Below are 24465 nucleotides of genomic sequence, written 5' to 3'. Positions count from 1 at the left end.
AAAGTTCCTTGGCAACTGCGACACCTACGCCGTCCGCCCCAGCATGACCTTCTGTTGCTCCTCCGGAGTCAGGTATTCAAGGTACATCTCGGTGGTGTTGATGCTGGTGTGACCCATGCGCTTCTGCAGGACATAGATCGACTGGCCGCTTTTCAGCCAATCCACGGCGTGGCGGTGCCTCAGATGGTGGAAGGTGAAAGGTCTGAAATCAACGCCGGCTCGGCCCGCCTGGATCACGACGGATTCGACGATCCGGCCGAAGTTGGTCGAGGCCTGCTTGTAGGGAGACGCGCTCGGGGAGCGGCGGCCGAGCTTTGCTTTGGCCTTGTGCCAGAACATCGCCCGGGTCTCGAGACTGACGGGCAGGCGGGACAGCAGCTGCAACCCGTAATCGTCCCCGGCATCAACCAGGTCGATCACCCGCACTCGATTGCTGCCCGCGCATTGCAAAAGGCAATCGACGAGATGGCCGGCGCTATCACCGGTGACGCGCAATATTTCCACGCAAAGCCTCATAGTCTTTGCGTCGGATGCCGTGAGCCGCGGAAGGATTGAAGTCTTCCGAGCCATACAGCGTCTCGCGTGACTTGGTGCCGATCGGTCAAATGTACGTAATAAACGGGCTACAGCGAAGTAGAGTCCGCCCAGGATTTCCAGGCTCTATTTGTTCATCGAAGCAACGGGCACTTCCAGAGTGTAAGTGAAGCCCGATGGTGGGTAGGCCAGATGAACTGTGCCGCTCAATTGTTGCCCAAGTGACTCCATCATGCGTGTGCCGAAGCTTCGGCGCGTAGGCGAATAGACATGCGGGCCGCCGGTTTCGATCCATTTTAAGGAGAGATGCTGCGATGGATGGTCAACCGTCCATTCTATCTTCACGCGACCCGCGGGGGCTGACAGAGCTCCGAATTTCGTGGCATTTGTGCAAAGTTCGTTGATCGTCATCGCAAGTGCGATCACCGCAGCCGAAGCGATGTCAAGTTCCGGCCCTGATAAGACGAAACGGCCAGCAATCTTCGTGTCAAAAGGCTCTATAGCTTTGTGGAGTGTCATTCCAAGCTCAGCACCGGCCCAGCTCACCTGCATCAGCAGGTCATGCGCTCGACCGAGAGCGAGAAGCCGCCCCTCGATGGCGTGCTGCGCATGCTGCATACTTGTAGCGGTTCGCAGGCTTTGCGACGCGATAGCGCTGACCGTCGCGAGCGTGTTTTTGATCCGATGATGCAATTCCCCAAGGACAAGTTGTTGCAGCTTATCGGCAGCTTCGCGCTCCTTCGCGTCTATGCCCGCTTGGGCGAGCAGTAACTCGGCGTCTATTCCGGCCTGTTCCAACAATAGTCGCAAGCTGTCGTTTTCGGCCGCCAGGGTTTCCTCGACGGCAGAATGTGCGCTCGATGTCGGATTGGCAATCGAAGCCGCCTGTCCCGAGACAACTTCGAGCGCGCCTTTGCCGATCATGTGCTGCAGTTCAGCGATCATCTGCTTACTGTCGATGGGCTTACCGAAGAAGCGGCTATTCTCAGGCTTCTCTTCATCTGATGGATTGATCTGACCGGACACGAGGATAATCTTGATGTTGGGCCATCGTTCGTGAACGGCGTGTGCGAGCTTCAGTCCGTCGATGCTCCCAGGCATCTGGATGTCTGAAAATAGAAGCGAGATGTCGGATCTCGATTCGAGCACACTAATGGCCTGGTCAGCGTTGGTCGCTTCGACGGCCGTAAATCCCGCATCCTCGACAATGTCGACGGCGCGCATGCGCAGGACCATTTCGTCTTCGACGACGAGCACGTTAGTTTGTCCGGATGAAATCACCATAGTCGCTCCTGTTGCGGCGGGAGCATTTACGAGGCCCTCAGTCACCGAGTGCCTGTTGATTTGGAGGTGATGCCTGAATCGTACTCGCTCTACCCTTTGGTGTCGATGTATTTATTCCCACGGATTAGGCGTCAGAGATGGAACTTAATATCATTGAGAGCATTGGCACGAGGTCGCCGCGAAACGCCGGGAGACAAGGTAAATCATAACGATCCAGTATCCCCACGAGCCGCTGAACGAAGTGCAGCGGCTAACGAAGCTCGCGCGCGCAACTGACGACGGGGTCTTGCGGGCCGACTATTACAGGAGGGCGCAGCTGTCCCGAGAGTATCAGGCCAAATCTGCCGACGCTCCAGAACGGTACGGTCCATAAGCGTCCCCACAGCACAGGGAATATGACGTGAAAGACTATGAAGCACGCTGCCGAAAGGTTCTCGCACTACATCGAACGGGGGTTCTTTCGTCCCTGATTGCAGAACGGTTTGGAGTTAAGAGCCCCTGCCGTAAACCGAATGATCAGAGACGCCATCGCCAATGAGAATGAAACGCCCCCCGAGGCTCAGGGTTAAAAGGCGGGGAGGGCGTCATCCTGATTGTCCAGAAGCGAAGCCGGTCGCGTTACTTGACGTTCGTCACTGCTCGGATTTTGGCTTTAATCAGTGATGAGATCACAGCTCCCGCCCGATGGGAGCGCAATATGTGTAGCAAGTGCATCGGGCTGGAAGATCAGATTACTCGATATCTTGGTTTTGCCAGGGGCGTAGACGCTTTAACGAGGGGGCGCATCTACGATCTGGTTTTACATCTCCAGAATCAAAAAGAAGCGATTGTGCACGGCGAGGATACGGTCCGGCCGGCGGCGCTTATGTAGATTGCCACCTGCACTCAGGTGACCCACTCGATTCCGTATGCTACTTATTACGCGGGGAGACCTTACCGGGGCCGGTAAGATGGCATGCCAACCTATCTCGTTCGAATAATCGAGACCCACGACATCGTCGGTGTGTTCTCAGCCGACAACATCCATCAGCTGATCATCATCGTCGACGAATGCACGGAGCCAGACGAGTGCGAATATACGCGCATGGGCCCTGGGGGCATCATGTGGACGAGCCCGGCGATACCGATCCCGATTGCGACCCTTGAGGATGACGATGGCGGGGAGCCAGATCCTATGCCGGGGGGTGACGCCAGCGTTACAGAATCCTGGTGGGACTACTTCTACGGATACGCTGTCTATCGCTGGAAGCGGTTCTTTCCTGACGATCCGCCGAAACCTAAACAGCCAGTACTGCTGCAGCGGCCGGGACCGGGTCATGTGGTGCCGTTTAAGAAGAAGCGCGAATGATATTCACTGAAAGGCCGTGTCGATGACTGGCGACGAATCGAGAAAGCTGAGAGTTGGTGATCGCGTCCATTGGAAGAACGACCGAGCCGACGCCGGCACGGTTACTGAGAACACCTGGAGCGGTGTCATCATCAAGTGGGACAATCGCGGGCCTCAGACGATTATGCATAACGATATGGTAGATGTCTCGCTGGGTTGAGCCCGGACTAGCGAACCAGTCGGCGCCCGCCCGGAAAGCACTTGTAGTTGGGTCCATGTTCGTGCCTGCATGACGTGTACTCATCAGCCACGAAAAAGCCGGCCATCAGTACAATCAAGATCAGACAAGCTACGGCTATTCGAGGATTCATCGTAGGGCTGGACCTAGCTGCGTTTTGCTGAAGATTTTCCGCCAGCTGTTGCTGCGCGCTGCGGTTCAATGGGGTGGGCTCGCGAGGATCCAACCACAACCATCCACATCCTTCCAGGATAGCAGCCAGAACGGCGGTCGCGGCGGCGCCCAGTAGAACAACGCTTAAGCTCAGGCCGACCAGCACGACGCAGATGATCGCCGCCGCGGTTGTAGGGCTACCCCATCGACCTTCTTGCCGGATCAACCATGCAATCATCGAGGTTCCTGAGTGTTGCTGCTACTCCAACTAGGCAGGACGATCTTTAAAAAAAAACCAAATCACTAGGGGTATATCAATCCCTATACCCGCTTTAATTGCATCACGTTCATGCACTCGGGCGGGAGGCGGAAGTCTCAAAACAGGAGCAGGGGCAGGATCAGCTTGCGCGAGGGAAAGTGGTGATAACTCAATAAGTTCGGGTCGGAGCAGAGCCGCCGCCGGAGTCACACCGACGTCCTCACATTGCGTGGGAGAGGGCGCAACAAGGATCAAAAACAGGGGCCCAGCCTTCGGTCAGTATCAGGCTAAGCTATTGTGAATATTTGTTGATTTTAACGTTTGCGGCGCCCGTGTGGACTGATTTTGAACGTTGTTCCAAGGTAGCCCGGACTTTTGCGATGACCTCCTGATAATCGGCCTCCCGCTTGTCCTGCATTTCCTGTTGCCGTGCCTTGAATGATGCAACGCGATTGCGGATGTCTTCCCGGAGATCAGTCAGCTTCATCGGCTGCGCAGGTTCCGGGACGATCTGCTTCGGATTTTCAGCGGCTTTCATCTCGGCGTCTACCGCAACGGTCAACTTCGCGGCCAGCTCGGGCTGGTTGCCCGAGACCTCTTTTACAAACGCCAATGTCTCCGCGATTAAACGATCGCGCTCTTCGACCCAACTCATGGCGTCATCATTTAGATTGAGCGACGTTAGTGCAAGCGCGTCAGCGGGTTAAGCCTAACGGGGCACAGTGCAGAATTGGCTCCGTCGTCGTGTCAGCGCCAATGCGTCTCCAAGCGGCCTGCTGACGCCTTTGGGCGGCTGGCTGTGGGAGGTTCGCCGAAGGCGAACGGGCGTCAAATAATCAAATAAACAGACAGGCTGCGAACGAGGCCGTCAGGCCGAAGAGTAGGGCGCCTGCGCAGAGGGCGCGCTCCAAAACCTCGCGTGCGTGATGTCGCTCGAAGCACTGCCGGCTGAAATACTGGTGAGTGAAGTGGTCTTCCATCTCCGCCTCCCTGAACGGGGATAGAGAATCCTTCATGTGATTCGCCGTCAAGCGGCGTGTGTGCTAAACTGTTAAATAAGCCCCGCGGCGAGTTGAACCAATTTGCCGTTCGCGCGACCAAAGCGCGTCTCAATGAGTAAGGGGAATCGCATGACTTTTCGCGAATCCATCACCCGGCTTTTCGGCAGCACCTCAACGCCCGAATCTGAAGAGCGCGCCAGGCGACTGAACGCGTCCATGGATGAGTTTGTGCGGCTACTGCATACCAATGGCTACGACAGCAAAAGCCCCACCACCCCTGGAGAGGTGGCAGGACTTTCGGAACGTCCATCCTGCGCTCAGGACGCTCAGTCTTCCAACCAAGGATTGTGAGAGTCGTTCCTAGGTCACTGCCGACGGTACCGCGATCGGCTTGCCCGTGTCCTCTTCGGTGCTGCACGGTTGAATAGTGTAGCCGTCCTCCAGCACCGTCTTGCCGTCCACAACATCAACGAGCCCGGCTTCGTCGGCATGTTGCCAGACGTCCTCCTCGGTCGGGAATTCCTGGCTGAGCTTCTGGTCGTCTTCGAATAGCGCGTAGGGCATGTGCCACCTCCGGCGCGGCAATGCGGCAGAGGTTGAGTAGTTCGATCGCAGTGGCCAATCTGCCCACCCGTCAACCGGTCTGTGGAACCTTAATCAGAAGCAGGGATACGCCCGGCCGTCCTGGCCGCGATAGGCCGCGGCCGATTGCTTGCAGCGGGCGGCGAGGGGACCGTCGTAATAGGCGAAGGTGCCCGGCTGCAGACCCGGACCGTAATTGTGCCCGAACTGGATCCGGTAGGGCTGGCCGGGTGCGGCAAAGACGAAGGTTTCGGCGCTGTGATGATGTTTCCAGTGGCGCGCGAAAGCAGGGGTCGCGACCAGCGTCGACAGGATGATGGCTGCACTGAGGAACTTCATCGGGGCTCTCCGGACATGACGACTGCAGATGTCTGCGACAACGACGGCTGAAGGGATCAGACCACGTTGCCAAGGCAACGCGCAAGATGTGTGCGGCGCGCGCTTGACGTCTTTCGACCGGGATCAGATCGCCGTGCGAGCGCGTTGCGTTAACGAATCCACGCTGCGATCCCGCGCATTTGAACTTCGCCTGATGCTTGCGCGTTAGGCTTACCGGCAGTTTAGACCGCGCCCTTAACCCATCCTGCCAGGCGTTCGAATATCGTACCGCCGAGATGCAGGACATGGCCATGCGAACCCTTTCAGCAGTGCTTTTCGTGATCGCGACCACGCTTCCGGCTGCAGCCGCCGATGGTTTCAACATCGTCGTGCCCGGTCGTCCCGGCGTGCCGATCATCATCAACGGCGTCGATGCGTCCTATCGCGTGATCGAAGGCGATTGGGGCTTGCAGCGCGGCATTCATATTCAACCGACAGTCTATGGCGGTCGTTACGTCGATCCGGTGCCGAATGTCGGCCACTACTATCCGAGCCTCGGCCACAAGCCCGGCTACGGGCGTTTGGAAATCGAGCCGCCGGCCAATCGCAAATTGCCGCAGCCGGCCGAGAGCTTCCACGAGCACTGGTCGGCGAAATCCGCGCCGATGGAGCGGCAAAATGAAGTGCCGTTCAATCCACCTGAGGTCATCGTCGCACCGCCGGAATTCCGACGCTGACCGATCAATCACCAACACCAAAAAAAGACACCCGACAGGAGAGAGTATTCATGCGTAACGCGATTTCAAAATGGGTTGCGGCATTCGCCGTTGTCACCGCCACTGCCGGCGCAGCGCCTGCAATGGCCTGCGGCGGCGGCCTGTTCACCTCAAACGGCTGTTCGCCTTGCGGTCAGGCCTATGTCAGCCCCTGCGGACAGGGCTATAGCGCCGGTTACGGTTACGCCGGTGTGGCCGCCTATGAGCGGCTGCCCGATCCGACGCCGGTGACGCGTCAGTATTATTACGCCAACCAGGGCCCGACCTTCAGCGGCCCGGGCATGTTCGCTCCGGTCCCGACCTATCAGGAGACTGCGATCGGCTGGCGCGGCTATGGCCAGGGTTACGGTCAAGGTTACGGTTACGGCTATCGTCGCGGCTATTACGGCGGCCCCTATGCCAATCCGGTGAACTACTCCTATGGTCCGGCCTATCGCGCGCCGGCGATCTACAGCTATCCGTCGCGCAGCCAGTATCGTGCGCGCCCGAGCTATCGCTACGGCTACAGCATGCAGCCGCGCACGCGTTACGGCACTACGCAGCGCAGCTATGTGGCGCGCACCGGTTATCATCAGGCACATCGCTACGGCGCGCCGAAGGTGATGTATGCGCCGCGCGCCGCAGGACCGCAGCGTGGTTATCACCAGTCGCAGCAGCATCGCCGCGCGTACTGATCTGATCGAACGACGAACGCCCGCTCGCAGCAATGCGGGCGGGCGTTTTCGTTTTGGATAGAGGGATTCTTGTTTTGACGCGTTTTCTTGACGCGAACCGGGACCCACTTCGCTCGAAAACGCTCTAGCCCATCAGTCCGAGCTTGCTGGCGCCGACATAGAGCGCGAGCACGGCGGCATTCGACACGTTGAGGCTCTTGATCTCGCCGGGCATGTCGAGCCGCGCGACGACGCTGCAGGTCTCTCGCGTCAGCCGTCGCAAGCCGCTGCCTTCGGCACCGAGCACCAGCGCCAGCGGCTGTTGCAGCTGGATCGCGCTGATGTTCTCGCTGCCCTCGCTGTCGAGACCGACGGTCATGAAACCGAGATCGTTCAATTCATTCAGCGCCCGCGCCAGATTGGGCACCGTGATCATCGGCACCAGTTCCAACGCACCGGAGGCGGATTTCGCCAGCACGCCGGTGGCCTCCGGGCTGTGCCGGGCCGTGGTGATGATCGCCTTGACCGCGAAGGCGGCGGCGGAGCGCAGGATGGCGCCGACATTGTGCGGATCGGTGATCTGGTCGAGCACCAGCACGATGCCGTCCTGGGACAGGCTGTCCAGATCCGGCGATTCCAGCGGTTCGACCTCGGCCAAGAGGCCCTGATGCACGGCATCGGGCCCCAACCGGCGATCGATCTCGTCCGGACGGACCAGGACCGGTGCCACGCGGGTGTCGATCTTCTCCTCGGCGAGGCGCCGGGCGGCGTTCTCGGTCAGAATCAGCTTGCGAATGATCCGCTGCGGATTGGCCAGCGCCATGGTGACGGTATGCCATCCATAGAGGATGGCCGGGCCATCGCCGCCGGATTCCCGGCCCCGCCGGGGCGGCCGCCGGCCCTGATCGCGCGGTTTATCCCGGTTTTGACTGCTTTGGCCGTCGCGTCCCTTGTCAGGTCCACGCTGGAATCGCTGTTTTCGTTCTCGATCGCTCATGGCTGGCTTGTCTCACGCATGCCGAATAATGGCAATTTGGGGCCCCCGGAAAGAGGTCGGGAAGGGCGGATATTCCTGCCAGGGTCGGTTGACTTTGCCCCATGGCTTCCGTCATAAACGCGCCAACCGGGAGCCCGTTTACGGGCGCGCGTTTTAACGTCATCCATGGCCGTCCAGCCACTTATTCGGTGGGACTGCCGTGTTGGGCCAAGGTCTTGTTGGGCTTGGGTCCGATGGCGTCAGGCGGGGGAGTGTCCCGAGTGGCAAAGGGAGCTGACTGTAAATCAGCCGTCTTATGACTTCGAAGGTTCGAGTCCTTCTTCCCCCACCATTTTCAAATCGCTGACGAATTGGCCCTGCGGGGCGGCGGCTTGTCAGCAATCCTGTAAGCAATTCCATTTTCGGTGTTGTTCGCTTCAAGCAGCGCATATTTGCCTGGTTCCGAACGCGCCTGCCTAATTCGATTTGGGGTCCGCCGGCGGCTTCCGCAGGTTGGCGGTCTCGGGATCGAAGCCAATAGCGTAGACGTCCAAGACGCCAGCTTCACGCAGCTTCCGTAGCTCGCTCGCCGTCTGATCGAGGGTCTGTACGGTTCCGTAGCAGACCTTCTCCGGCTGCCCGTGAGGGGTCCCGTAGATACTGTAGGCCACGACTGAAGCACACCCCGTGATTGCTGCGAAAGGTTTGCAAACGCTACCGCAGTCATTGGCGTGTTGTCTATAAAAATAGACAACTTGGCGGTGGACGGCTGCGTCAGCGCTTGTGGCGGCCAAGACTTGCGCAGATGGGTCATGACCGTGGTGGTGCTAAGCTTGCTCACGCATGCACGCTTCTCATTGGTTTATCTGACAGCCACGAACACACCGCGGCTGGAACTGCTCCCGCTATCGCAACGGACACATCGAAATATGGCTGGCCCATGTAGCGTGCGACAAGCTCGGCCAGGACAGCAGCCACCGGCATCGTCGCGATGAGCCGCACGTAAAGCGGCTGGGCAGAAAGCGCCCAGTCCACTCCTGCCGTCAACCAAGCAGGAATGACGGCGAGCACATACGCAATTCCCACCAGCCACGCCAGGAACCCGATGCCGGGGAAACCATCGCGCAACAACTGATCGGCGGCGATGTAGACGAACAGCACGAGTGGCGGAAACAGCAACGTGAAAATGAGTATTCGCTTCATAAACCATCTCCAAGATTCATTGGTCAGATTTGGAGGTGTTTCTGTTCAAACGACCCAGTCGCCAAAATTGGTTTCCCTTTCCCGAAACATTGCGGAATGCGCAGTGATCATGCCTCTCATTGGCGCTCGCATTCCTGGTCAGGAGCGCGGAGGCGGCTTGGCCTCTTTCCGAGTCCAGTAGATGCTCACCAGTGTGGCCAGAAGAATTGGTGGAGCAAACAGCGCAATGTTGCGAGTGTGAATATCTGTCGTCGCGGCCTCCGCTGGAACGACGACCAACGATATTACGTACCCCGAGAGCGCTGCCAAACATGCGGATAGGAGCACTTGCCATCCAAATCCTAAAGGCAGTTTCACGAGCAAGTACCCGAAGATGCTGCTGGGCACGAGCCCAACAATGAAGAATATGACCCAAATGCCTAGAAGCATGTCCATGTTAGAAGCGTTCCTTATTCGTGAGCGGGGAGGGCATCCGCATTGCGAATATTGTGGCAATGCCTATCCTGGCTGCACGCACGCCGCGACAGGACCCCGACGGCCGAATGGATCAAATCGTAGGAATTTTAATCCACATTGTTCTCGACGTCATCGTTAAGGCAACAGGACGAAATATACTTGGGTTCGTTGGTCTGCGTGATCGTTCGGAACGAGCTGAGCGGATTGTCGGGAGCATATTCTGGGCAGTAGCAGCGGTCGCAGCCTTCATTGGCATTCGGCAGTTGACGTAATCTCTCCTATTCCAGGACTGCTGAATCCCGTACGTCCTTACTGCGCGTCAGCCACCACCCAAGAAATGGTTGGCAACAGGAGCGTAAAGCTCGCCCCAGTGATCCAGATCGCTTGCTGCTCGAATGGTCCCGGAGCCGGGCAAGATGGAAAATGTCGTTTCCAGAATTGGGTGCGTAACATCAGTGTGCGATCTCTATCGCTCATAGAGCGATAGTCATTCTGCATCGTATTCCGGGATCTAATGGAATTATGTTTCCTGTTTTTCGGCGCCCGTAGAACTTCCTCCTTAAATCATGCGTCAACTGGACCGCTTCTGAAACTGCCAGTAGTAATCCAGCGTCATCACCTCAAAATCACGTTCGGATCATTCGATGTTTGCGCTCCCGGTTATCGCGGGTTTTGCGATTGGCGCCGTTTTCGGCGTGGTCGGTCTGCTGAGCGGGTTCTGCCTCATGAGCAGCCTGCGCGACTGGTGGACGCATGATGACGGGCGGAAGATCCGCAGCTACGCGCTGGCGGTTGCCGTTGCCGTGTTCGGCACGCAGTTCATCGCCGGCACCGGCGTGGTCGAGATCGCGAAGTCGCTTTATCTGCAACCATCATTCTCGGCGCCGTTGATCTTCGTCGGCGGGCTGTTGTTCGGCTTGGGTATGGTGTTGTCGAATGGCTGCGCGTCGCGTGCGCTGGTGCTGCTGGGCAAAGGCAATCTACGATCGCTGGTCGTGATCGCGATCATTGGCGTTACCGCGCAGATGACATTGAAGGGCCTGCTCGCGCCGATGCGGCTGTCGATCCTGCAATGGACGCAGACGACGCCTGGGGTGAATTCTCTCCCGTCGCTGTTCGGAACGCTCGGCCTGTCTGACGCGACGGCGCGCGTCGTAGCAACTTTGATTGTCAGCGTTGCGCTGTTGGTCTTCGCACTGTCGCATCGTGCGTTCCGACGTTCGCCGGGGCAGCTCGTGGCGGGGTTGGTAATGGGCCTGCTGGTGATCGCCGGCTGGCTGACGACCGGTTGGCTTGGTGCCGATGAGTTCGATCCGATTCCGGTGGCGTCGCTGACATTCGTGTCGCCGGCCGCCGATACGCTGCAATTCATCATGCTGTCGACGGGCATGACGCTGAATTTCGGAATTGCGCTGGTGGCGGGTGTGTTCATCGGCAGCCTGCTGACAGCCCTGCTGACCGGACGCTTTGAGTTCGAGGGCTATACGTCGGCACGCCATACGGGCCGTTCGATGGCAGGTGCCGCGCTGATGGGGATCGGTGGTGCGATGGCTTATGGCTGTTCGATCGGGCAGGGGCTGACGGGTGTGTCAACGCTCGCATTGCCATCCTTCGTTGCGGCTGCGGGTATCTTTGCGGGCGCTGCAGTTGCGATCCGCGGCCTGGCACTGCGTCCTGTGTTTGCGACGCAATAAATCCTCTAGTCTGCTTCGTTAGTTTGATTGCGCTGGCGCAGGGCGATTGCTAATCAATCCCCTGATCGTCAGAGGTTTTGTGCGCAATGAAGAGGCGAGGGCTGTTTTTCTTTTTGTCGGTCCTTGCGCTGGTGTCATTTGCAACGGGCTCGGTCACTGCACAGACGCGGCCCGCCAAACAGGATGCCGCGCCGGACAAGCCCTTCGCCGAGCATTTCATCGCCTTGCAGCTGTCCGACTCCGATCCGAAGAAAGAACGCCTCGTTCTCAGCGTCGCCAGCAATCTCCTGAAAGCCTATGGACCGGACAAGGTGGCGGTTGAAGTCGTCACCTTCGGCCCCGGCATCGATCTGCTGCGCGACACCAACGAACACCGCGCGCTGGTCGATAGTCTGGTGACCCAGGGCGTGCGCTTCAGCGTCTGCGGCAACACGCTGGACACGATCGAACGCGACACCGGCAAGCGCCCGGCGATCAATCCGCATGCGGTGGAAGTGCAGGTCGGCGTCGGCCATCTGCTGGATCTGACTGAGCGCGGTTTCACGATCGTGCGTCCCTGAAATTGTACGTCCCTGAAAAGGAATTTTGAGATGCGATCATTGTTGAGATCGATTGCCGGTGCCGGCCTGTTTGCGCTGATCGTGTCGTCCGCTTATGCAGCGGGCGCGAAGGAGCATCGTGTCGCCATTCAGGTCAATCAGAACGATCCGGCCCTGATGAATCTGGCTTTGAACAACGCGACAAACGTCATGGAGTTCTACAAGGCAAAGGGCGAGGACGTTCAGATCGAGATCGTTACCTATGGGCCAGGTCTGCACATGCTGCGCGACGACACGTCGCCGGTGAAGGACCGCATCAAGCAGATCGTCGATGCGAGCTTCCCGTCCAGCGTCAAATTTATTGCCTGCGGTAATACCAAAGAGGGAATGGAGAAGCGCGAGGGCAAGGCGATCAGTGTCGTATCCGAGGCGACGGTGGTGCCATCGGGCGCCGTCAGGCTGATCGAGCTGCAGGAAGCCGGCTGGAGCTATCTCAAGCCCTGAAGATTCGCTTTTTTTGACGCGTTTTCTTGACGCGAACCGGTCTCCACTTCGCTCGAAAACGCTATGACTACTTGGACGGCGGCGCCTTCCGCGCCAGCAGCATCCAGTTGCGCTGGATGAGGTCGCGCGGCGAGCCGTCGACCAGGATTGCAATGCCGATGCGCGCGCCGAGTATCATGCCGCCAACGGCAATGGGCCAGGACAGTGCCAGCATAGATCCCGCGGTGATGCCCTGACCGATGGTGCAACCACCTGCCAGAATGCCGCCGATACCCATCAGGCAGGCGCCGATGAGATGACGGCGCATTTCGTGATCGTCGTCGAAGGCTTCCCAGCGCAGTTCGGCCGCGAACCATGCTGCAGCCCATGCACCGGCAATGACGCCGAACACGGTGCCGACGCCGAAATCGGCGAAGTTCGCGACATTCAGAACCCCGGCATACAGTGCTTTTCCGATGGTGGACACAAATGTCAGGCTTTGCGGGCGGGGCGGGCCAGCGAAGTCGTCATTGAGTCCGACCGTGACGATCCAGGCGGCAATCGTGAGCAATCCGAGTGCGACACCGGCAGTGAGCAGGCGCGGCGCGCGGCGCAGGCGTTTGTCGCTGAGTGCCAGCCAACAGAGGCCACTGCCGACAATGATGGCGAGCGGCAGGCGCAGATCGCGGCCGGTCGCTTGCGTCAGCAGCGATGCAAAGTCGGAGCGTATGCCGTCCGGCATCCGGATCGCTAGCTGCTCAAGCACGCCAATGCGGAGATCGGCGAACAATCCGCGCAGAGTGGCATAGGCCGTCGCGCCCAGCACGAGGATCACGATCAAGCTCCTGAGATCGCCGGTGCCGAGCCGGACCAGCGAGCCGAAGCCGCACGTGCCGACCATCGCCATGCCGGTGCCGAACATGATGCTGCCGATGACGATCGTAATGAGGGGCAATGCAATGGGAACGTAAGTGGTGTGTTCGGGTGCGAGAAAGCCGGAGAGCACCAAGGCCTGAGTGCCGAGCACGGCGATACCCAGCGCCAGACCGAAAATCTTGAGGCGACGGTTGTCACCGCCCATCAACGCATCTTCAATCGCGCCAAATGTGCAAAGGCGCGCGCGTCGCACGGCAAATCCCGCAGCAGCGCCGATGGCAAAGCCAGCCAGCGCCGATAACCAGGCAGACATGTTCTGCATGGGTTTCCTCCTGATGTGAGGTGCGCTGGCCTTACGGGCCGCGCGCCTCCGCCTGCCAGATCGGCGGCGTTATTTTTTCTTGGTCGGCGCCGGTGTGGCGCAGAAGATATCGTAGATGACCGAGATGACGCTTCGCACGTCGTCATTGGCCAGGCTGTAATAGATCGTCTTGCCGTCGCGGCGGGTCTCCACCATGCCGTCGTAGCGCAGACGCGCGAGTTGCTGGGACACGGCAGACTGCCGCAGCGACAGGATGTTTTCCAGTTCGGACACCGATCGTTCACGTTCCGCAAGCAGGCACAGCAAAAGCAGACGATTTTCGTGCGAGATCGCTTTCAGGAAATTGCTGGCCTTGCGGGCCTTGCGCATCAACTGGTCGAGTTCGGGGGAATATTCCGCACCGTCGCGCAGTTCGTCTTCGAGTTCGGATGGGATGATAGAAGCCATGGCAGCGTGCGTGTCCCGCGAATGTTTGAAGAGGATCAGGAACGATTGGCGTTGGGCTGTGAGTTGGTCAGTCTGGCAGCATACTTCCCGAGCAGGCTCCAGAAAGATTCGTCGTTCATGTAACCGGTGATGCGGCCGATCTCGCGGCCGTTGTTGTCCACGATCAGAAAGGTCGGCGTGAAACGCACCGGCGACGCCAGTGCGACGCCGGGCGACTTGTCGCGATCCATATCGATGCGGCGCAGCGGAAGAAGCTTGGCTTCGTCGGTCCTGTCATAGAGCGGCGCGATCTCGCGATTCCAGCGCGCGCACCAGACGCAGCCATCGCGCTCGAACATCAGTAGTTCGGACGCATCAGCGATGCGCGGCGACAGCGCCGCAGTCATCACCAACAAAGTCGCGATCAACGAGGTTTTCAGAGGCAATTTCCACGTCATGTGTTACACATACACGAATTCGAATATTTATGCCAGAACCGGATCCGCCGTGGTGTCCTCAATCTCGTTCCTTGGTGCGCTGGGCGCAGGGCTGTTGTCGTTCCTGTCGCCATGCGTTCTGCCGCTGGTGCCGCCGTATCTCTGCTTTCTGGCAGGCGTCAGCCTGGACGAACTCGATGATCGCGGTGGTCAGGCCGGCTGGCGCCCGAACGGACGCGTGGTCGCATTGTCCTTCGCGTTCGTATTGGGGTTTGCGACGGTCTTCGTCGCCTTGGGCGCATCGGCGTCGCTGATCGGCAAGGCGATCACGGCGCATTTCGAGACACTGGGCATCATCGCCGGAGTGTTAATCGTCATTCTCGGACTTCACTTTCTCGGCGTCTTCCGGATCGGGCTGTTATTTCGCGAAGCGCGCTTTCAGGCGGTCCGCAAGCCGGCGGGGTTTCTTGGCGCCTATCTTGTCGGGCTTGCCTTCGCTTTCGGATGGACGCCCTGCGTCGGGCCGGTGCTGGCCGCCATTTTGATGGTCGCAGGCGCGGAAGGTGCGCCGGCGCAGGGTGCACTTCTGCTTGCGGCCTATGCGATGGGGATCGGCATTCCCTTCATGCTGGCTTCGCTGTTTTCGGGGCCTTTCATGCGGCTGATGGCGCGGCTGCGTCAGCATATGCTGGCTATCGAGAAGGTGATCGGCGCCGGCCTTGTCCTGACAGGTGTTCTGTTTTTGACTGGTGGCATGCCGCGGATTTCAGGTTGGATGCTGGAGACCTTTCCGGCCTTCGGCACGATCGGATGATGTGTGGCTCGGGAGGATCGAATGTCTGAGGTAACTGGCGTGATCACCAGACGGCATGCGCTCGCGGCCATCGGTTTCGGCGTGGTCGGGTTACGCGCTGCACCGGCGTCGGCAAAGGCGACGCTCGGTGATGACGGGCTCTATCAGATGGACTGGTATCTTGAGAGCTTTCTCGATCTCTCCGAAGATCTGGCGGGCGCGAGTGCCAAGGGCAAGCGCTTCGCCATCATGTGGGGGCTCAAGGGCTGTCCGGCCTGCAAGCGCATGCATGAGAGCTACATGACCGATCCGAAGATCGAGAGCTACATCCGCGACAATTTCGAGATCCTGCATCTCAATCATATCGGTTCACGTGAGGTCACGGATTTCGACGGCCGTAAGCGCGGCGAGAAGGCCTTTGGCGAAGCCTATGGCATTCGCTTCACGCCGACGATCCAGTTCTTTCCGGAGACCGTCGCGGGACTGGCGTCGAAAAGCGGACAGGCGCGGGAAGTCGCGCGCATGCCCGGACTTTTGGAACCGACAGAATTTCTGGCGATGTTCCGCTATGTGCGTCAGAAGGGCTACGAGACGGCGACGTTCCCGGAGTGGCTGAAGAAGCAGGCGTAGGCGCGCGGTCGAATTAGAAATCCAGTTTGTCCTGGATCGCGGCAATGCCCGCCTTGGCACAGGCCTCGTCTGCATCGCCGCCCGGTGCGCCGGAGACGCCGATGGCGCCCAGCATCGCGCCGCCGCCTTCGATCATCATGCCACCGCCGATAATCACGACACCAGGCAGATTGCGCAGCCCGGCCTGCATCATGCCGGGCTGGCTGATCGCATTGAGTTCGGTCGTGCTGTTGCGGAAGGTCGCGGAGGTCCATGCCTTGCCGGTCGCCGTTGGCGGCGTGTGCGGCCCGGCAAAGCGATCGCGCAGCAGGACTTGCGGCGTGCCGAAGCGGTCGACCACGGCAACGGCGACTTGATAGCCGCGCTTCTGGCACTCCTTCAACGCCGCACGCGCGGCGTCGAGCGCCAGCTCAAGTCCGAGGGACTTGTAGCTGACGACGGCTTCTTCCGCCTTTACTGCAGATGACGCGAGCATCGACAGGACGATGGCAATCCATGCGTTTCGCATCGTCATGGCAATCCACTCTCAGCTTCGGTTACTTGTTGATCGGCGATTCCGGATCGAACAGGAAGGCCACGATATCCTTGATCTGCTGCTCGCTCAGCACCTTGTTGACGCCGAAGCGTGGCATGTTGGAGCAGGCGAACATGGCTTGCGAGTCGTAAACCTTGGTGAAGGCGTTCTTGATTTCCTGCGGATCGTATTTGCGGTCCTTGCCGTAATTGGTCAGGCTCGGTCCGAGCGTGCCGTAGCTGACTTCCTTCTGCTCCATCTGGTGACAGGCATAGCAGTTGCCGCCGGCAACGGTGTCAGGCGGATCCGAGAACTGGCCGCCGCGCCCGTTATTGGCGATCTTGGCGCCTTCCTTCCAGTTGCCGAGGAATTTGCCGTCGGCGGGATACACCACCCGCGCCATTTCGCGCGCGGTGATCTTCTCGGCCTCGGCGCTGGGCACCTCGTTGTGATAGGCATTGCAAGTCTTCAGCGTCTCGTCCGGCTCGATGCGCGCCTGCCACTCCGGCGGTGCCTTGCCGAAGGTGGATTTCATATAGGCATCGACGAGCGCTGGATCCGGCGCCTTGGCGGCGGTCTGCGCGTATGTGGTCGTGGTGAGCGAGCCTGCTGCGAGAACGAGCGCGGCGAGTGTCAAAACGCGTTTCATCCCGGGCTCCTTATCGCTTGATCGACGGAACGTTGAGTTCGCCGGCCACCGCTTGTTTCTGCAGGAAAGAGGTGAGGGCGGTTATGACGTCCGAGCCGTATTCCGGCACGGGCCAGCGCTGCTGGCGGAAGCAATCCCACAGACGGTGCTGCATGGTGCGCAGCGCGCCCTGCGAGACGCGGTAGGTCGGCCAGCCGCCCATGGTCTCCTGCGCCGGCTTGCCGGGCTTGGAGAAGTTCGGCAATCCCTGCAGCCGGATGCGCTTGCCTTCGTCGGCGTGGCAGGTGGCGCAGGAGAAATCGTTGACGCCGCCGCGGCGATAAAACAGCGCTTCACCAACCGCCACCATCTCCTGCTCCTTGGGATGGCTCAGCGGAATGTCGATCTTCATGCCGTTCGATTTGTTGGCGATGTAAGCGACGAGATCTTCCATGTCCGACGCGCGGCCGGGGCCGGAAAAGCGCCGCGCGACGACATCCTTGGTGTCGAGACCCTGAATGTTCTGCATGCACCACAACAGACGCTGCTCGAGATCCATGACCTTGTCGGCATCTGCGAAGTAGCGCGGCAATTGCGCGAAGGCGCCTTCGAGCTTGCCGGCGCCGAGACCGAGATTGCAGGTTTCCAGCGAGACGTTCTTGCTGCCGCGGGCTTCGCCCCACAGCGCTTCGCCGCGATCGACGGCGAGATAACCGGGATTGGACATCGGGTCCGAGATCATCTCGCGATAGCGTTCGATCTCCTTCTCGCTGGCGTCTTGCGCATGACTGCCGAAGCTCCCCGCGCAGAGTACCAGAATGGCCGCTGCCGCTGACCGAATGACGGTCTTCCTCATCTGTCCCCTCCCACATCGCCGTCTGTGCGGCACTTGTGCATTTCAGATCTTTACATTCAAGAAAAAGAATATAATGATATGTCCCAGATAAGATAGATCAGACTTGGAATCGTCAAGCGATACTATTGTAAAGGGATTGCTCAAATCCCGCAGGAGGAAGCACTCATGATTTTGAAGTCGGTCGAGAAGACCCGCCGCGAAACGCTGGCCATGGCCGCGATCGCCGGTCTCGCAGCAATCCTTGCTCCCAGACTATCGTTGGCCGATGAACAGGCCGTCGCCGCCGAAATCAAGAAGCTGTATGGCGACAAGAAATTCGAAAGCGGCAAGATCAAGCTCGACGTGCCCGAGATCGCCGAGAACGGCCTCGTGGTCCCGGTCAATGTCGATATCGAAAGCCCGATGACCGATGCCGACTACGTCAAGTCGGTGCATGTGTTCGCCGAAGGCAATCCGTTGCCGGCCGTCGTCAGCTACCGGTTCACGCCTGCCTGTGGCAAGGCCTCGGCCTCGACGCGCATGCGCCTTGCGGAAACCCAGAACATCGTCTGCATCGCCGAAATGTCCAACGGCAAGCTGCACATGGCGAAGGCCAATGTGAAAGTCACGATCGGCGGCTGCGGCGGCTAGTCGCGCGGCTTCGTTCACAGAACAGATTTATCAGGCGAGGACTTTTCCATGGCAACCAAACCAACCCCGCGCGTTCGCGTTCCGACCCAGGCCAAGCCGGGCGAACTGATCGAGATCAAGACGCTGATCTCTCACGAAATGGAATCCGGCCAGCGCAAGGATGCGGCCGGCAAGGTCGTGCCGCGCAAGATCATCAACAAGTTCACCGCCGCCTTCAACGGCAAGACGGTGTTCGAGGCCGACTGGAATCCCGCCATCTCGGCCAATCCCTATCAGTCGTTTTTCTACAAGGCGACGGAGTCCGGCGAGTTCACCTTCACCTGGAAGGATGACGACGGCTCCGACTATGTCACGACCAACAAGCTGACTGTGGCCTGACGGATTGCAGGCTTTGAATCGCAGATCCTGGAATTGCAGACCCTGGATCTGACGTTCTTCTGAACATTCACCCTTCCATAGCGGAAGGGATCATAGGTGGATCATGATATCGAGGCGGGATTTCCTGCAAGCGACGGCGGCTGCGTCTGCGCTGACGATAGGTGGCGGCCTTGGCCCGCTGGGTCGGGCTGCGGCACAGCAGCGCCTGACACAGGCCGATATCCTGCGGTTCGATCCGCTGGGCACGGTGACGATCCTTTATGTCGCCGATACCCATGCGCAACTGATGCCGCTGCACTTCCGCGAACCGTCGGTCAATCTCGGCGTCGGCGAAGTGAAGGGCATGCCGCCGCATCTTACGGATGCCGAGTTTTGCAACTACTTCAAGATCGCCGCTGGCTCGGCCGATGCCTTCGCGCTGACGGCCGATGACTTCGTTGCGCTTGCGAAGAACTATGGCCGCATGGGCGGCATGGATCGCATCGCCACGCTGATCGGCGCCGTGCGCGCCGAGCGCGGCGATGACAAGGTGCTGCTGCTGGACGGCGGCGATAGCTGGCAAGGCAGCTGGACGTCGTTGCAGACCAAGGCGCAGGACATGGTCGATGTGATGTCGGCCCTGAAGCTTGATGCCATGGTCGGCCATTGGGAATTCACCTATGGCGCCGAACGCGTCAAGCAGATCGCCGACTCCGCGCCCTTCGCATTCCTGGCGCAGAATATTCGCGACAACGAATGGCAGGAGCCGGTGTTCGAGGCGCGCAAGATGTTCGAGCGCGGCGGCGCCACCATCGCCGTAATCGGTCAGGCGCTGCCGCGGACGGCCGTCGCCAATCCGCGCTGGATGTTCCCGAACTGGGAGTTCGGCATTCGCGAAGAGGACATCCAGAAGCAGGTGGATGAAGCCCGCGCTGCCGGTGCCTCCATCGTCGTGCTGCTGTCGCATAACGGCTTCGATGTCGACCGCAAGCTGGCCGGCCGCGTGAAGGGGCTCGACGTCATCCTGACGGCGCACACCCATGACGCGATGCCAGGCCTGATCAAGGTCGGCAATACGGTGCTCGTCGCCACCGGCTCGCACGGCAAGTTCGTGTCGCGCCTCGATATCGAGGTGAAGGACAAGAAGGTCTCGGATGTCCGCTTCAAGCTGATGCCGGTCTTCGCCGATGCCATCAACCCCGATCCGGCGATGACCGCGCTGGTGGAGAAGGTGAGAGCGCCTTTCGCGGGGGATCTGGCGCGCGAGATCGGCAAGACGGATTCGCTGCTGTATCGCCGCGGCAATTTCAACGGCACCTTCGACGATCTGATCTGCAATGCGATGATGTCCGAGCGCGATGCGGAGATCGTGCTGTCCCCCGGCTTCCGCTGGGGCGGCACGCTGATCCCAGGCGATGCGATCACCTGGGAGCAGATCACCAACGCCACCGCGATCACCTATCCGAACTGCTATCGCAACCAGATGACCGGCACCCAGATCAAGGAAGTGTTGGAAGACGTCGCCGACAACATCTTCCACCCCGACCCGTATTTTCAGGGCGGCGGCGACATGGTCCGCATGGGCGGCATGGGCTACGCGATCGATATTTCCAAGCCGATGGGTTCGCGCATTTCCGCGATGACCCACCTGAAGTCCGGCAAGCCCATCGAAGCCACCAAGACCTACACGGTCTCGGGCTGGGCCAGCATCAACGAGAACACGCAGGGCCCGCCGATCTGGGACGTGGTGGCGGCGCATGTGGCGAAGGTATCGACCGTCAGGATCGAGCCCAGCACCGCCGTCAAGGTGACCGGTTCCTGATTCAGGCGTCGTCGAATTGCAGAGACAGGAAAGCTTGTCGCATGACTGATCGAACATCAGCGGAAACGCTCAATCGCCGTCGCTTTCTGGGCGCGGCCGGTCTGGCCGGTGCCGGTGCAGCACTTTCGGCGATTCCGGCGCTCGCGGGTGAGACGGCAAAATCCGAAGCGCTCATTACGGATGTGCAGGACTGGCAGCGCTATCTCGGCGATGGCGTCGACAAGCATCCCTACGGCACTCCCTCGAAATTCGAGAAGAATGTGATCCGCCGCGACGTACCCTGGCTGACGGCTTCTGCTGAATCGTCGGTCAACTTCACGCCGCTGCACGAACTCGACGGCATTATCACGCCGTCCGGCCTGTGCTTCGAGCGTCATCACGGCGGCGTCGCCGAGATCAATCCTGCCGATCATCGCCTGATGATCAACGGGCTGGTGGACAAGCCGCTGGTGTTCACCATGGACGACATCAAGCGCATGCCGCGTGTCAACAAGGTGTACTTCCTCGAATGCGCGGCCAATTCCGGCATGGAATGGCGCGGCAGCCAGCTCAATGGCTGCCAGTTCACCCACGGCATGATCCACAACGTGATGTATACTGGCGTGCCGCTGAAAGTGTTGCTGGATGAGGCCGGGCTGAAGCCGAATGCCAAGTGGCTGATGCTGGAAGGCGCCGACTCCGCCGGCATGAACCGCTCGCTGCCGATCGAGAAGGCGCTGAGCGATGTCATGATCGCTTTCGCGATGAACGGCGAGGCGCTGCGTCCGGAACAGGGCTATCCGCTACGCGCGGTCATTCCCGGCTGGGAAGGCAATCTGTGGGTCAAGTGGTTGCGTCGTATCGAGGCCGGCGACCAGCCGTGGCAGACTCGCGAGGAGACGTCGAAATATACGGATCTGCTGGCCGATGGAAATTCCCGCAAGCATACATTCGTGATGGACGCAAAGTCGGTAGTGACCAATCCGTCGCCGCAGGCGCCATTGAAGCACAAGGGCCGCAACGTGCTGAGCGGGCTCGCGTGGTCCGGGCGCGGCACCGTGAAGCGCGTTGATGTTTCGATGGATGGCGGCCGCAACTGGCAGACCGCGCGCATCGATGGCCCGGTCTTCGACAAGTCCGTGGCGCGCTTCTATGTGGATTTCGACTGGAACGGACAGGAGCTGATGATCCAGTCCCGCGCCATCGACTCCACCGGCTACGTGCAGCCGTCGAAGGACGATCTGCGCAAGGTGCGCGGCGTCAATTCGATCTACCACAATAACGGCATTCAGACCTGGCTAGTGCGTTCGGGCGGGGAGACTGAAAATGTTGAAATCGGCTAACGCCCTGACACTGGTGCTGGCGGCATGTCTGCTCGGCGGCACGAGTGCGCCAAGCGCTGCCCAGCAGATGGCGGGCCGCGACGTGGTCAAGCCCTCTGCGAAGCTCGGGCTGGGCCGGGCGGCCACCGCTGAGGAAATCGCGGCCTGGGACACCGACGTGCGGCCGGACGGGCGAGGTCTTCCGGTCGGCAAGGGCACCGTGAAGCAGGGCGACGATCTGTTTCAGGAGAAGTGCGCGTCCTGTCACGGCGAATTCGGACAGGGTGTCGGTCGATGGCCGGTGCTTGCCGGCGGTGCGGGGACATTGAAGGCGGACCGGCCGGACAAGACCGTCGGTTCGTTCTGGCCTGATCTGTCCACCGTGTTCGACTACATCAAGCGCGCGATGCCTTACGGCAATGCGCAGTCGCTGACCAATGACGAGGTCTATGCGCTGACGGCCTACATTCTCAGCATGAACGATATCGTCAAGGACGAGACATTCGAACTCAACGAGAAGAATTTTACGTCGATCAAGATGCCTAATGCAGCGGCGTTCTTTGAGGACGATCGCGAGACGTCCGAGAAACATTTCTGGAACAAGACCCCATGCATGAAGGATTGCCGGCCGGCGCCGAAGGTCACCGGGCGGGCTATGGCCATCGACGTCACGCCTGACGGCAAGTCCGGCCCCAAGGTCGAATAGTGCGACGGCGACGCGCGTTGTTGCCACGCTTGCCCGCCACGACAATCACCATAATCGAGGTTTGACCAGGATGACGTTCCGCTTTTCGCTGCTCGCTCTGTCGCTCGCACTGATGACAACCGATGCCATGGCGCAGGATGTTGCAGCCGGGGAGAAGTCCTTCAACAAGTGCCGCGCCTGCCATCAGGTCGGTGAGACCGCGAAGAACACCGTGGGGCCGATCCTGAACGGTCTATTCGGGCGCAAGTCCGGCACTGTCGCGGGCTATAATTATTCCGACGCCAACAAGAATTCCGGCCTGACCTGGGATGATCAGGTATTCACCGACTATATCAAGGACCCGAAGGGCAAGATCCCCGGCACCAAGATGAGCTTTGCCGGCATCAAGAACGAGCAGGAGATCAAGGATCTCACCGCGTTCCTGAAGCAGTTCGCGGCGGACGGCAAGAAGGGCGGCTAAAGCGCTGTCGTTTTTTTAAGAGAGCAGCTCGCCTGATATGATCCGGACAAAATCGTTGCAGTTTTCGCCAGATGCCGCTGATCGGCAGACTGGAGATTGCATCGAAGGTGGTGTCCTGGTCACCCGATAACCATGCTCAGAATGTTGGATGATTGGCCCACGGTACGCCGGCATCCGATGAGTGGATGATCCAGCATTTCAATTGTTGGCACGACTCTTGCTGATCGTAGAAGGAGATAGGGCGTCAGCGAGAGTGAATCTTGAGAAACGTGTTGACCCAAAGAGCGAGAAATTGGTGTGTGAACATCTGGCGCGAAATCAGGGATTCCTTGAAACACGCGCCAATGCACTAGAGCCTTTTCGGTTCTGATCGAAGCAGAACCGAGTTCGCTCGAAAACGCTCTAGCATGCCGACCGTGCACCGCATGTCGTCCGGGCCGACTTTTTCGGCCGGTTTCGATTGGTCGCCTCGCACATTTTTACCCAGCAACGGACGACGCCGCCTTCGGGCTTTTCACCTACGGCAAGAGCAACCTCTGAACCATACTGAAATCCGTCGAACCGCATAGGTTCTTTCGATTTCTGCAACGAAGCGGCTCTCTCTAAGGTTCAAATTGCGAATGCGCTGCGTCGATGCGTAGCTGCAGGCGTCCTGTTGGCGGCGGGATGAGCATCTGGGATCATCCGACGTCACTCGTTCGTTGGTATTTTCTCACGGTTCGGTCTTGCCTCTCAAGAATACCCGATTGCCCTCCAGACAGATGAAAGCGCGGCCATGACGTCTCCAGTTATCTATTTCCTCAATGGTCCCAATGCCAATCTTTATGGGCTGGACAAAAGCGGTACCTATGGCCGTGAAAGTTTCGTCTCGATCAAGAAGCGCTGTGAAGATCACGCGGCGTCACTCGGCCTGACGATCGACTTCCGTCAGTCTAATCATGAAGGCATTTTGGTCGACTGGATCCAGGAGGCGAGGGAGAAGGCCGAGGGGATCGTCATCAATGCCGCCGGTCTCACCTACTCGTCGGTCCCCATTCTCGATGCGTTGCTCGCTTTCGAGGGACCGATCATCGAGGCGCATATGAGCAATATCTGGAAGCGCGAGCCGTTTCGCCATCACTCCTATGTGTCGCGTGCTGCAACGGGCGTCATCGCCGGGCTCGGCGCACTCGGCTATGAGTTGGCGCTGACAGCGGTGTCGCGTCTGATCGCCGAAAAGGCCGCGCAATGA

The 24465-nt window shown here is 59.6% G+C and carries 30 protein-coding genes and 1 tRNA gene; 17 read left to right on the top strand and 14 right to left on the bottom strand.

Translation table 11 applies throughout. From position 1 onward, the window contains the following. Positions 1 to 24: 24 nt before the first annotated feature. Entirely contained in the window at positions 25 to 504 is a 480-nt protein-coding gene (locus AB8A50_RS10610) for a tyrosine-type recombinase/integrase (RefSeq protein ID WP_439077621.1), read from the bottom strand. A 156-nt stretch (positions 505 to 660) separates the two neighbouring features. Next, positions 661 to 1818 (bottom strand): sensor histidine kinase, encoded by a 1158-nt coding sequence (locus AB8A50_RS10605; RefSeq protein WP_439077620.1) that lies wholly within the window; start codon positions 1816 to 1818, stop codon positions 661 to 663. 955 nt (positions 1819 to 2773) lie between these two features. Here AB8A50_RS10605 and AB8A50_RS10600 point away from each other — a divergent pair. Beyond that, positions 2774 to 3166, top strand: a complete 393-nt coding sequence (locus AB8A50_RS10600; protein WP_439077619.1) for a hypothetical protein — start codon at positions 2774 to 2776, stop codon at positions 3164 to 3166. Between the two features lie 921 nt (positions 3167 to 4087). Here AB8A50_RS10600 and AB8A50_RS10595 read toward each other — a convergent pair. Next, complete coding sequence (locus AB8A50_RS10595) at positions 4088 to 4450, bottom strand: hypothetical protein (RefSeq protein WP_439077618.1); 363 nt, start codon at positions 4448 to 4450, stop codon at positions 4088 to 4090. Positions 4451 to 4925: 475 nt separating this feature from the next. On the opposite strand from AB8A50_RS10595, the gene AB8A50_RS10590 reads away from it, so the two are divergent. Beyond that, complete coding sequence (locus AB8A50_RS10590; RefSeq protein WP_141137104.1) at positions 4926 to 5147, top strand: hypothetical protein; 222 nt, start codon at positions 4926 to 4928, stop codon at positions 5145 to 5147. A gap of 9 nt (positions 5148 to 5156) precedes the next feature. Here AB8A50_RS10590 and AB8A50_RS10585 read toward each other — a convergent pair whose 3' ends face one another. Both AB8A50_RS10585 and AB8A50_RS10580 read right to left on the bottom strand, forming a co-directional pair. Beyond that, entirely contained in the window at positions 5157 to 5360 is a 204-nt protein-coding gene (locus AB8A50_RS10585) for a hypothetical protein (protein WP_439064267.1), read from the bottom strand. Positions 5361 to 5453: 93 nt separating this feature from the next. Then, positions 5454 to 5717: a hypothetical protein gene (locus tag AB8A50_RS10580; protein ID WP_093762074.1), complete on the bottom strand. Its 264-nt coding sequence runs from the start codon at positions 5715 to 5717 to the stop codon at positions 5454 to 5456. Positions 5718 to 6007: 290 nt separating this feature from the next. Here AB8A50_RS10580 and AB8A50_RS10575 point away from each other — a divergent pair, with 290 nt between their 5' ends. Together AB8A50_RS10575 and AB8A50_RS10570 are read left to right on the top strand one after the other, a co-directional pair. Beyond that, positions 6008 to 6433 carry a hypothetical protein gene (locus tag AB8A50_RS10575; RefSeq protein ID WP_184518042.1) on the top strand — a complete coding sequence of 142 codons (426 nt, stop codon included), beginning with the start codon at positions 6008 to 6010 and terminating at the stop codon, positions 6431 to 6433. Positions 6434 to 6483: 50 nt separating this feature from the next. After that, positions 6484 to 7146 (top strand): hypothetical protein, encoded by a 663-nt coding sequence (locus AB8A50_RS10570; RefSeq protein ID WP_439064266.1) that lies wholly within the window; start codon positions 6484 to 6486, stop codon positions 7144 to 7146. A 124-nt stretch (positions 7147 to 7270) separates the two neighbouring features. Here AB8A50_RS10570 and rlmB read toward each other — a convergent pair whose 3' ends face one another. Further along, a complete protein-coding gene (rlmB, locus tag AB8A50_RS10565; protein WP_439077617.1) occupies positions 7271 to 8122 on the bottom strand; it encodes a 23S rRNA (guanosine(2251)-2'-O)-methyltransferase RlmB in 852 nt (283 codons plus the stop codon). A 245-nt stretch (positions 8123 to 8367) separates the two neighbouring features. Here rlmB and AB8A50_RS10560 point away from each other — a divergent pair. After that, a tRNA-Tyr gene (locus tag AB8A50_RS10560) sits at positions 8368 to 8453 on the top strand. Positions 8454 to 8577: 124 nt separating this feature from the next. On the opposite strand, the gene AB8A50_RS10555 is transcribed toward AB8A50_RS10560, so the two are convergent. Beyond that, positions 8578 to 8772: a hypothetical protein gene (locus tag AB8A50_RS10555; protein WP_439077616.1), complete on the bottom strand. Its 195-nt coding sequence runs from the start codon at positions 8770 to 8772 to the stop codon at positions 8578 to 8580. A 166-nt stretch (positions 8773 to 8938) separates the two neighbouring features. After that, on the bottom strand, positions 8939 to 9304 hold the full coding sequence (locus AB8A50_RS10550; protein ID WP_439077615.1) for a hypothetical protein: 366 nt from the start codon (positions 9302 to 9304) through the stop codon (positions 8939 to 8941). Between the two features lie 1100 nt (positions 9305 to 10404). On the opposite strand from AB8A50_RS10550, the gene AB8A50_RS10545 reads away from it, so the two are divergent. The 3 genes from AB8A50_RS10545 (at position 10405) to AB8A50_RS10535 (ending at position 12497) form a co-directional block, all read left to right on the top strand. Next, a complete protein-coding gene (locus tag AB8A50_RS10545) occupies positions 10405 to 11454 on the top strand; it encodes a YeeE/YedE family protein (protein WP_439077614.1) in 1050 nt (349 codons plus the stop codon). A gap of 86 nt (positions 11455 to 11540) precedes the next feature. Continuing rightward, on the top strand, positions 11541 to 12014 hold the full coding sequence (locus AB8A50_RS10540; RefSeq protein WP_439077613.1) for a DsrE family protein: 474 nt from the start codon (positions 11541 to 11543) through the stop codon (positions 12012 to 12014). A 30-nt stretch (positions 12015 to 12044) separates the two neighbouring features. After that, positions 12045 to 12497, top strand: a complete 453-nt coding sequence (locus AB8A50_RS10535; protein WP_439077612.1) for a DsrE family protein — start codon at positions 12045 to 12047, stop codon at positions 12495 to 12497. Between the two features lie 67 nt (positions 12498 to 12564). Here the strand turns inward: AB8A50_RS10535 and AB8A50_RS10530 are convergent, their stop codons facing one another. From AB8A50_RS10530 to AB8A50_RS10520, 3 genes are all read right to left on the bottom strand, one after another. Further along, positions 12565 to 13674 carry a YeeE/YedE family protein gene (locus AB8A50_RS10530; RefSeq protein ID WP_439077611.1) on the bottom strand — a complete coding sequence of 370 codons (1110 nt, stop codon included), beginning with the start codon at positions 13672 to 13674 and terminating at the stop codon, positions 12565 to 12567. A gap of 69 nt (positions 13675 to 13743) precedes the next feature. Beyond that, positions 13744 to 14121, bottom strand: coding sequence for an ArsR/SmtB family transcription factor (locus AB8A50_RS10525; RefSeq protein WP_068731992.1), 378 nt, complete (start codon positions 14119 to 14121; stop codon positions 13744 to 13746). A 35-nt stretch (positions 14122 to 14156) separates the two neighbouring features. Continuing rightward, the gene (locus tag AB8A50_RS10520; RefSeq protein WP_439077610.1) at positions 14157 to 14558 is read right to left on the bottom strand and encodes a thioredoxin fold domain-containing protein; all 402 of its coding nucleotides are present in this window, start codon (positions 14556 to 14558) and stop codon (positions 14157 to 14159) included. A 49-nt stretch (positions 14559 to 14607) separates the two neighbouring features. Here AB8A50_RS10520 and AB8A50_RS10515 point away from each other — a divergent pair, with 49 nt between their 5' ends. Beyond that, positions 14608 to 15351 carry a cytochrome c biogenesis CcdA family protein gene (locus AB8A50_RS10515; protein WP_439077609.1) on the top strand — a complete coding sequence of 248 codons (744 nt, stop codon included), beginning with the start codon at positions 14608 to 14610 and terminating at the stop codon, positions 15349 to 15351. A 21-nt stretch (positions 15352 to 15372) separates the two neighbouring features. Continuing rightward, entirely contained in the window at positions 15373 to 15960 is a 588-nt protein-coding gene (locus AB8A50_RS10510) for a SoxW family protein (RefSeq protein WP_093762088.1), read from the top strand. Positions 15961 to 15973: 13 nt separating this feature from the next. On the opposite strand, the gene AB8A50_RS10505 is transcribed toward AB8A50_RS10510, so the two are convergent. From AB8A50_RS10505 to soxA, 3 genes are read right to left on the bottom strand one after another with little or no spacing between them, the layout of a single operon-like run. Beyond that, positions 15974 to 16474: a GlcG/HbpS family heme-binding protein gene (locus AB8A50_RS10505; protein ID WP_093762090.1), complete on the bottom strand. Its 501-nt coding sequence runs from the start codon at positions 16472 to 16474 to the stop codon at positions 15974 to 15976. Positions 16475 to 16496: 22 nt separating this feature from the next. After that, positions 16497 to 17123 carry a sulfur oxidation c-type cytochrome SoxX gene (soxX, locus tag AB8A50_RS10500; RefSeq protein WP_439077608.1) on the bottom strand — a complete coding sequence of 209 codons (627 nt, stop codon included), beginning with the start codon at positions 17121 to 17123 and terminating at the stop codon, positions 16497 to 16499. Between the two features lie 10 nt (positions 17124 to 17133). Next, positions 17134 to 17958 (bottom strand): sulfur oxidation c-type cytochrome SoxA, encoded by an 825-nt coding sequence (gene soxA / locus AB8A50_RS10495; RefSeq protein WP_439077607.1) that lies wholly within the window; start codon positions 17956 to 17958, stop codon positions 17134 to 17136. A gap of 165 nt (positions 17959 to 18123) precedes the next feature. Between soxA and soxY the strand changes: the two genes are divergently transcribed. The 7 genes from soxY (at position 18124) to AB8A50_RS10460 (ending at position 24465) form a co-directional block, all read left to right on the top strand. Continuing rightward, positions 18124 to 18588, top strand: coding sequence for a thiosulfate oxidation carrier protein SoxY (gene soxY / locus AB8A50_RS10490; protein ID WP_068732003.1), 465 nt, complete (start codon positions 18124 to 18126; stop codon positions 18586 to 18588). A 48-nt stretch (positions 18589 to 18636) separates the two neighbouring features. Beyond that, entirely contained in the window at positions 18637 to 18966 is a 330-nt protein-coding gene (soxZ, locus tag AB8A50_RS10485) for a thiosulfate oxidation carrier complex protein SoxZ (protein ID WP_439077606.1), read from the top strand. Positions 18967 to 19069: 103 nt separating this feature from the next. After that, a complete protein-coding gene (soxB, locus tag AB8A50_RS10480; RefSeq protein ID WP_439077605.1) occupies positions 19070 to 20767 on the top strand; it encodes a thiosulfohydrolase SoxB in 1698 nt (565 codons plus the stop codon). A gap of 41 nt (positions 20768 to 20808) precedes the next feature. Next, positions 20809 to 22089, top strand: a complete 1281-nt coding sequence (gene soxC / locus AB8A50_RS10475; RefSeq protein ID WP_439077604.1) for a sulfite dehydrogenase — start codon at positions 20809 to 20811, stop codon at positions 22087 to 22089. Further along, entirely contained in the window at positions 22073 to 22774 is a 702-nt protein-coding gene (locus tag AB8A50_RS10470) for a c-type cytochrome (protein ID WP_439077603.1), read from the top strand. The genes soxC and AB8A50_RS10470 overlap by 17 nt, the downstream gene beginning before the upstream one ends. A gap of 70 nt (positions 22775 to 22844) precedes the next feature. After that, the gene (locus tag AB8A50_RS10465; protein WP_439077602.1) at positions 22845 to 23234 is read left to right on the top strand and encodes a c-type cytochrome; all 390 of its coding nucleotides are present in this window, start codon (positions 22845 to 22847) and stop codon (positions 23232 to 23234) included. Positions 23235 to 24009: 775 nt separating this feature from the next. After that, entirely contained in the window at positions 24010 to 24465 is a 456-nt protein-coding gene (locus tag AB8A50_RS10460; RefSeq protein ID WP_439077601.1) for a type II 3-dehydroquinate dehydratase, read from the top strand.

Origin of the sequence: Tardiphaga sp. 841_E9_N1_2 (genome assembly GCF_051811065.1) — a bacterium.
In the GTDB taxonomy this organism is placed as follows: Bacteria; Pseudomonadota; Alphaproteobacteria; order Rhizobiales; family Xanthobacteraceae; genus Tardiphaga; species Tardiphaga robiniae.
This window is presented reverse-complemented; position numbering and strand designations above follow the sequence as displayed.

Bases quoted from the DNA above. Each gene is read 5' to 3' on its own strand.
- AB8A50_RS10520 (WP_439077610.1), bottom strand. From the start codon at position 14,558: ATGACGTGGAAATTGCCTCTGAAAACCTCGTTGATCGCGACTTTGTTG.
- AB8A50_RS10530 (WP_439077611.1), bottom strand. From the start codon at position 13,674: ATGCAGAACATGTCTGCCTGGTTATCGGCGCTGGCTGGCTTTGCCATC.
- soxY (WP_068732003.1), top strand. From the start codon at position 18,124: ATGATTTTGAAGTCGGTCGAGAAGACCCGCCGCGAAACGCTGGCCATG.
- AB8A50_RS10545 (WP_439077614.1), top strand. From the start codon at position 10,405: ATGTTTGCGCTCCCGGTTATCGCGGGTTTTGCGATTGGCGCCGTTTTC.
- AB8A50_RS10525 (WP_068731992.1), bottom strand. From the start codon at position 14,121: ATGGCTTCTATCATCCCATCCGAACTCGAAGACGAACTGCGCGACGGT.
- AB8A50_RS10600 (WP_439077619.1), top strand. From the start codon at position 2,774: ATGCCAACCTATCTCGTTCGAATAATCGAGACCCACGACATCGTCGGT.
- soxX (WP_439077608.1), bottom strand. From the start codon at position 17,123: ATGAAACGCGTTTTGACACTCGCCGCGCTCGTTCTCGCAGCAGGCTCG.
- AB8A50_RS10510 (WP_093762088.1), top strand. From the start codon at position 15,373: ATGTCTGAGGTAACTGGCGTGATCACCAGACGGCATGCGCTCGCGGCC.
- soxC (WP_439077604.1), top strand. From the start codon at position 20,809: ATGACTGATCGAACATCAGCGGAAACGCTCAATCGCCGTCGCTTTCTG.
- AB8A50_RS10570 (WP_439064266.1), top strand. From the start codon at position 6,484: ATGCGTAACGCGATTTCAAAATGGGTTGCGGCATTCGCCGTTGTCACC.
- AB8A50_RS10465 (WP_439077602.1), top strand. From the start codon at position 22,845: ATGACGTTCCGCTTTTCGCTGCTCGCTCTGTCGCTCGCACTGATGACA.
- AB8A50_RS10540 (WP_439077613.1), top strand. From the start codon at position 11,541: ATGAAGAGGCGAGGGCTGTTTTTCTTTTTGTCGGTCCTTGCGCTGGTG.
- AB8A50_RS10605 (WP_439077620.1), bottom strand. From the start codon at position 1,818: ATGGTGATTTCATCCGGACAAACTAACGTGCTCGTCGTCGAAGACGAA.
- AB8A50_RS10505 (WP_093762090.1), bottom strand. From the start codon at position 16,474: ATGACGATGCGAAACGCATGGATTGCCATCGTCCTGTCGATGCTCGCG.
- AB8A50_RS10470 (WP_439077603.1), top strand. From the start codon at position 22,073: ATGTTGAAATCGGCTAACGCCCTGACACTGGTGCTGGCGGCATGTCTG.
- soxZ (WP_439077606.1), top strand. From the start codon at position 18,637: ATGGCAACCAAACCAACCCCGCGCGTTCGCGTTCCGACCCAGGCCAAG.
- soxA (WP_439077607.1), bottom strand. From the start codon at position 17,958: ATGAGGAAGACCGTCATTCGGTCAGCGGCAGCGGCCATTCTGGTACTC.
- AB8A50_RS10580 (WP_093762074.1), bottom strand. From the start codon at position 5,717: ATGAAGTTCCTCAGTGCAGCCATCATCCTGTCGACGCTGGTCGCGACC.
- AB8A50_RS10595 (WP_439077618.1), bottom strand. From the start codon at position 4,450: ATGAGTTGGGTCGAAGAGCGCGATCGTTTAATCGCGGAGACATTGGCG.
- AB8A50_RS10585 (WP_439064267.1), bottom strand. From the start codon at position 5,360: ATGCCCTACGCGCTATTCGAAGACGACCAGAAGCTCAGCCAGGAATTC.
- AB8A50_RS10575 (WP_184518042.1), top strand. From the start codon at position 6,008: ATGCGAACCCTTTCAGCAGTGCTTTTCGTGATCGCGACCACGCTTCCG.
- AB8A50_RS10535 (WP_439077612.1), top strand. From the start codon at position 12,045: ATGCGATCATTGTTGAGATCGATTGCCGGTGCCGGCCTGTTTGCGCTG.
- AB8A50_RS10590 (WP_141137104.1), top strand. From the start codon at position 4,926: ATGACTTTTCGCGAATCCATCACCCGGCTTTTCGGCAGCACCTCAACG.
- soxB (WP_439077605.1), top strand. From the start codon at position 19,070: ATGATATCGAGGCGGGATTTCCTGCAAGCGACGGCGGCTGCGTCTGCG.
- AB8A50_RS10460 (WP_439077601.1), top strand. From the start codon at position 24,010: ATGACGTCTCCAGTTATCTATTTCCTCAATGGTCCCAATGCCAATCTT.
- AB8A50_RS10550 (WP_439077615.1), bottom strand. From the start codon at position 9,304: ATGAAGCGAATACTCATTTTCACGTTGCTGTTTCCGCCACTCGTGCTG.
- rlmB (WP_439077617.1), bottom strand. From the start codon at position 8,122: ATGAGCGATCGAGAACGAAAACAGCGATTCCAGCGTGGACCTGACAAG.